Origin of the sequence: Actinoallomurus acaciae, assembly GCF_042429965.1 — a bacterium.
Taxonomy (GTDB): Bacteria; Actinomycetota; Actinomycetes; order Streptosporangiales; family Streptosporangiaceae; genus Actinoallomurus; species Actinoallomurus acaciae.
Map to the genome: position 1 here is coordinate 1 of NZ_JBHLZP010000556.1, position 5,141 is coordinate 5,141.

At 70.2% G+C, this 5,141-nt stretch carries 5 protein-coding genes; 4 read left to right on the top strand and 1 reads right to left on the bottom strand.

Going from position 1 to position 5,141, the window contains the following annotated elements; all coding sequences use genetic code 11:
* A partial coding sequence (locus ACFFNX_RS41685; protein WP_378211719.1) for a hypothetical protein occupies window positions 1-252 on the bottom strand: 252 nt, incomplete at its 3' end.
* Window positions 253-678: 426 nt separating this feature from the next.
* Between ACFFNX_RS41685 and ACFFNX_RS41690 the strand changes: the two genes are divergently transcribed.
* The 4 genes from ACFFNX_RS41690 to ACFFNX_RS41705 all read left to right on the top strand — a co-directional run.
* Window positions 679-1,233 (top strand): hypothetical protein, encoded by a 555-nt coding sequence (locus tag ACFFNX_RS41690; RefSeq protein ID WP_378211721.1) that lies wholly within the window; start codon window positions 679-681, stop codon window positions 1,231-1,233.
* Window positions 1,234-1,466: 233 nt separating this feature from the next.
* A protein-coding gene (locus tag ACFFNX_RS41695; RefSeq protein ID WP_378211722.1) for an IS5 family transposase occupies window positions 1,467-2,361 on the top strand; the annotation gives its coding sequence in 2 pieces (ribosomal slippage) (window positions 1,467-1,834 and window positions 1,833-2,361; 897 coding nt in all).
* Between the two features lie 569 nt (window positions 2,362-2,930).
* Entirely contained in the window at window positions 2,931-3,698 is a 768-nt protein-coding gene (locus tag ACFFNX_RS41700) for a 3-hydroxybutyrate dehydrogenase (RefSeq protein ID WP_378211723.1), read from the top strand.
* Between the two features lie 60 nt (window positions 3,699-3,758).
* A partial coding sequence (locus tag ACFFNX_RS41705; protein ID WP_378211724.1) for a GAF domain-containing protein occupies window positions 3,759-5,141 on the top strand: 1,383 nt, incomplete at its 3' end.

Genomic DNA, 5,141 nt, shown 5'->3' on the forward strand with positions numbered 1-5,141 from the left:
GCGGGGCGCCGGCGCGCACGGGCGGCCGGCATCGGCGACGCTGTCGGTGTCCGGTGTCTCGCCGCGGCTCGGTTCGGCGGGCGGCGGCGTGCCGGAGGCCGATGAGACGCACGCCCGCGTCGTGGCGCTCAGCACCCCGCCGTGGACGTTCGGCGGGCACAGACACGAATGGATCACGACGCCCGCGAACATGAACAGCCACAGCACCCAGCGGTGTCCGTGGGCGGCGTTCGTACGCGGGTCCGTAATCATCAGGCGGCATACTACTCTCAGTAATCATCGGCTACGAAGAGTGGAAAACGCCTGACACACCGGCCATTCGGCCGCGTACGAAGACGAGAGATCGCCATGGTTTCGGCCGGCCACCCGCTCCCGACCCGTCGCCGACCATGAGACCGGACCACCGAAACGCCGCAGCGTACGGCGGTGGTCACATGATCAAGACGCCCGGATACCGACCAGAACGCGCCACTTCGAGCCGCCGATCATGCGACACCGGCCTGGCCTTCGCAACAGATTTCGTTGACTGCCAGTAATCGACATGTGACAGTGAGCAACGCGCAATTCGTCGGAAGACCCAGGAAGACAAGCGCGGTGATGCCGCCGCGGTAAGGAGAAGACATGCTGGTTCGCAGGCGCTGGTCCGGCTCCTCCCCATTCCTACCCACGGTAACGGCGATGACCGGAGTCGCGCTGCTCGCCACCGCGCTCGCCCCGGACGCCGCCCGCGCGCACATGACACGCCAGGCGGTCGGCACGGTCGCCTGCGCCGGCTCACAGACCGTCGCCTACTCCCCCGGCCTGACGACACGTTCGCAGGAGGTCACCATCCACGGCACGTCCACCCTCACCCGGTGCGCCTCCAGCTCGGACCCGAGCATCACCGCGGCACGGTCGAGCTTCCACGCCAGCGGCCGGTTCTCCTGCGTCTCCGGCAAGTACTCGGGCACGCGGAAGGTCAGCTGGAACAACGGCCGGACCAGCACGATGTCCTTCAACTCGGTGGTGTCGGTCAACGCGGGCCAGAGCGTGGTCGCGATCAAGGGCACGGTCACCGACGGGGAGTTCAGCGGGCAGAAGTGGAGCGCGGCCTTCACGATGTTCACCTCCCGTCCGCAGTCCTGCACCACCAGAGAGGGCCTGCCCACGGCGGCGGGCCAACTGCTGCTGACCGTCGGCTCGGTCGTCCCCGACCTCTCGGCACTGGACCCGACCCGCCCGACCCGCCACTGACCACCGGCCCCAACTGCGACGCCACCCCGCGAGGCGCGAACAGGAAGTTATCCACAACCGCACCATCGACCTGCCACCACCGGCCCCAACCGCTGGACAATAGAAGTGGGCTAGGTCGTGTGTCGAAGTGGTGGTGGGTTGAGGAGATCGCGGCGCGTCGGTGATCAATAAATAGTGAGGTCTCCGGTAGGTGGTTCAACGACCAAGAAAAACCGGAGACCACCGGAGACCTCGTGGACACCTTAACGGCGGCGGGGCGGCATGATCTGACGGACGCGCAGTGGCCGGTGGTGGAGCCGTTGTTGCCTGCCGCGTGTCGGCCGGGTCGGCCGTCGAGATGGACGAAGCGGCAACTCATCGATGGGATCCGTTGGCGGATCCGGACGGGTGCGCCGTGGCGGGACGCGCCGGTGGGATACGGGTCGTGGTCGGCGTTGTATGCGCTGTTTCGGCGTTGGCAGCGTGACGGGACGTGGGCGCGGGTGCTGACGGCGTTGCAGACGACCGCGGATGCGGCGGGCCGGATTGTCTGGGATGTGTCGGTGGATTCCACGATGGCGCGGGCGCATCAGCATGCTGCCGGTGCGCGTAAAAAGGGGGGATTCGCAGGCCGAGTCACCGGGCGGGGTTAGGGGTGAGCCTGCCGATCACGCGCTGGGCCGTTCTCGGGGTGGGTTGACCACGAAGGTGCATCTGGGTTGTGAGCAAGGGCAAAAGCCGTTGTCGATCGTGCTGACCGCGGGGCAGCGTGGTGACAGCCCGCAGTTCATCCCAGTGCTCGAAGGTATCCGGGTGCCACGGCCGGACGGTGGCCGGCCGCGCAGTCGCCCGGATCGGGTCCTGGCCGACAAGGCCTACACCTCGCGTGGCAACCGCCGTTACCTGCGCCGAAGCGGGATCAAAGCGACGATCCCCAGCAAGGCCGACCAGGACGCCAACCGGCGCAGGCTCGGGTCCAAGGGCGGGCGGCCACCGGCCTTCGACCCGGACATCTACAAACAACGCCACGCTGTCGAATGCGGCATCAACCGACTCAAACGCAACCGTGCTGTTGCCAGCCGGTTCGACAAACTCGCCGTGCCCTACCACTCCACCGTAACCATCGCCGCGATCAACGAATGGCTGTAACCGACTTCGACACACGCCCTAGAGCCCTCCGGGCGGGAGGGGAGTGTCCCGGGCGGGAGTGCCCCGGGCGGGAGAGTGTCAGGTGGAGGGACCTGGGCGGGAGGACTCCGGCCGAAGAACCACAGACGGGGAGGCCCCGGCCATAGAACCACGGGCGGGACGACCCCAGCCACAGAACCACGGGCGGAAGAGCCCCGGCCGAAAACCCCAGGCGAAAGGACCAAGGGCGAAAACCCCAGACGGGAGGACTCCAACCAAAGAACCACAGACGGAAGAGGCCCGACCAAACGCCCCCAGGCGAAAGAGCCTCGGCCGAAAAACCTCTGGCGGGAGGACTCCAGCGGGACGCTCCCCGGCGGGAGGGTGCCGCGCCTGAGAGTGCGGAGTGAGAGGGCCCTGGGCAAGAGGCGCCCGGCCGGGGCGGAGCTCGGACACGCGGGCTTCTGCACCAGGTGCTGCGGTCGGTGGTCTTCGGGGCTCTCAGCATGTGGTCTACCACATCGATCGGGCCCAAGTCATGGAGGCTCCCCATGTGGAGCGGCCACGGTAACCGGTCTAGGTTCGCTGGCATGAGTCGTGAGACGGCGAAGCCCGGGGAACTGACCGGCAGGACCGCGGTGGTGACCGGCGGGGCGAGTGGCATCGGGCGTGCGTGTGCGCGGAGGCTCGCCGGGGCGGGGGCGCATGTGATCGTGGTGGACGTCAGCGCCGGCGGGGCCAAGGACGCGGCGGGTGAGGCGGGTGGCGAGTATCGGGTGGCCGACCTGTCCGAGCCGGACGTGGTGGACACCCTGGCGCTCTCCGCCGACATTCTCGTCAACAACGCCGGTCTGCAGCACGTGGCGCCGGTGCACGAGTTCCCACCGGAGGAGTTCGCGCGGATCCAGCGGCTCATGGTCGAGACGCCCTTCCGTCTGGCCCGCCGGCTCCTTCCCGGCATGTACGCCCAGGGCTGGGGGCGCATCGTCAACGTCTCCTCGGTGCACGGGCTCGTCGCCTCGCCGTACAAGGTCGCCTATGTCACGGCCAAGCACGCCATCGAGGGCATGTCCAAGGTGATCGCGCTCGAGGGCGCCGAGCACGGCGTGACCTCCAACTGCGTCAACCCCTCCTACGTCCGGACGCCGCTGGTGGAGAAGCAGATCGCCGCGCAGGCCCGGGCGCACGGTCTCAGCGAGGCGGACGTCGTCGAGCAGGTCATGCTCGAACCGGCGGCGATCAAGCGGCTGCTCGAACCCGCCGAGGTCGCCGACGTCGTGGCCTACCTGTGCTCCGAGCAGGCGGCGTTCATCACCGGCTCGTCGATGCCGATCGACGGAGGTTGGACCGCGCACTGACCCGCACCCGGAGAAGCCCCCCTGAAGCCCCTGAAGCAACCCCCGGACAACGGACCCCTCGTGAACACGCGGATCTTCTTCGAACTGCTCGCCCGCGAGGCGCCGGCGGTCGACTTCGAGACCCCGATCGCCGAGGCGAGAGCCGCCGGTGCCTCCCCCGCCGCGCTCGCCGAGCTGGAACAGGCCAAGACGGCCGCCCTGCGCGTGCGCGCGCTGCTGGCGCGGCGGGCGCGCCGGGAGGTGGAGCTGTCCGCGCTGTTCGAGACCGCGAGCGACCTGGCCGGGCTGCGCGACCTCGACGCGGTCCTGAACGCCATCGTGCGCCGGGCGCGTCAACTGCTCGGCGCCGACATCGCGTACATGACGCTGAACGACCCGAGCCGCGGCGACACGTACATGCGCGTCACCGACGGCTCCATCTCGCGTGCCTTCCAGCGGCTCCGGCTGCCGCTCGGCGCCGGGCTCGGCGGGCTGGTCGCGCAGACCGGTGCGCCGTACGCCAGCTCCGGCTACCTGACCGACGAGCGGTTCCGGCACACCGGGTCGATCGACGGCGGGGTCACCGAGGAGGGGCTCGTCGGCATCCTCGGTGTGCCGATGCGGCTCGGTGAGCGGGTCATCGGCGTGCTGTTCGCCGCCGACCGGGCCGAACGCTCCTACGCCCAGGAGGAGGTGGCGCTGCTGTGCTCGCTGGCCGCCCACGCCGCGGTCGCGATCGACAACGCCCGCCTGCTCCAGGAGACCCGCGTCACGCTGGAGGAGCTGAGCGCCGCGAGCGAGGCGGCGCGGGTGCACAGCGACGCGGTGGAGCGTGCCGCGCGGGCGCACGACCGCATGACGGACCTGGTCGTACGGGGCGGCGGGGTCGAGGACGTCGCGTCGGTGGTGACCGACATCCTCGGCGGCTCACTCGTCGTGCTCGACGCCGACGGCCGCCGTCTCGCCGAGGTCGGCCGGGTCGACCGGGTGGACGAGGACCTGATCACGCGGGCGCGCACACTGGGCCGTACGGCCCGGCGGGGCGACCTGCGGGTCATCCCGATCGGCGCGGGCGCGGAGGTGCTCGGCACGCTGGCGCTGCACGCCGCCGGTGACATCGCCGACGCCGACGAGCGGATCCTGGAGCGCGCCGCGCTGGTCATGGCGTTGCTGCTGCTGTTCCGCCGCAACATGACGGAGGTCGAGGGCCGGGTACGCGGCGAGTTGCTGGACGACCTGGTCGCCGGGCACGTCTCGGACCCGGACGCGCTCGACGCCCGCGCCCGCCGGCTGGGCGTCGACCTGAGCGCCGACCACGTCCTCGTCGTCGCCCGGCACCAGGGCCGGCGCGAGCGGGCGGCGTTCTGGGCGTCGTCGTTCTCCGCGGCCGAGCGCGGCCTCAGTACCGCCTACTCCGGCGAGGTGGTGCTGCTGCTGCCCGGCGCCCGTCCGGAGGAGGCCGCC

Coding starts and splice junctions, on each gene's coding strand:
- ACFFNX_RS41690 (WP_378211721.1), top strand. CDS start 679: ATGACCGGAGTCGCGCTGCTCGCCACCGCGCTCGCCCCGGACGCCGCC.
- ACFFNX_RS41700 (WP_378211723.1), top strand. CDS start 2,931: ATGAGTCGTGAGACGGCGAAGCCCGGGGAACTGACCGGCAGGACCGCG.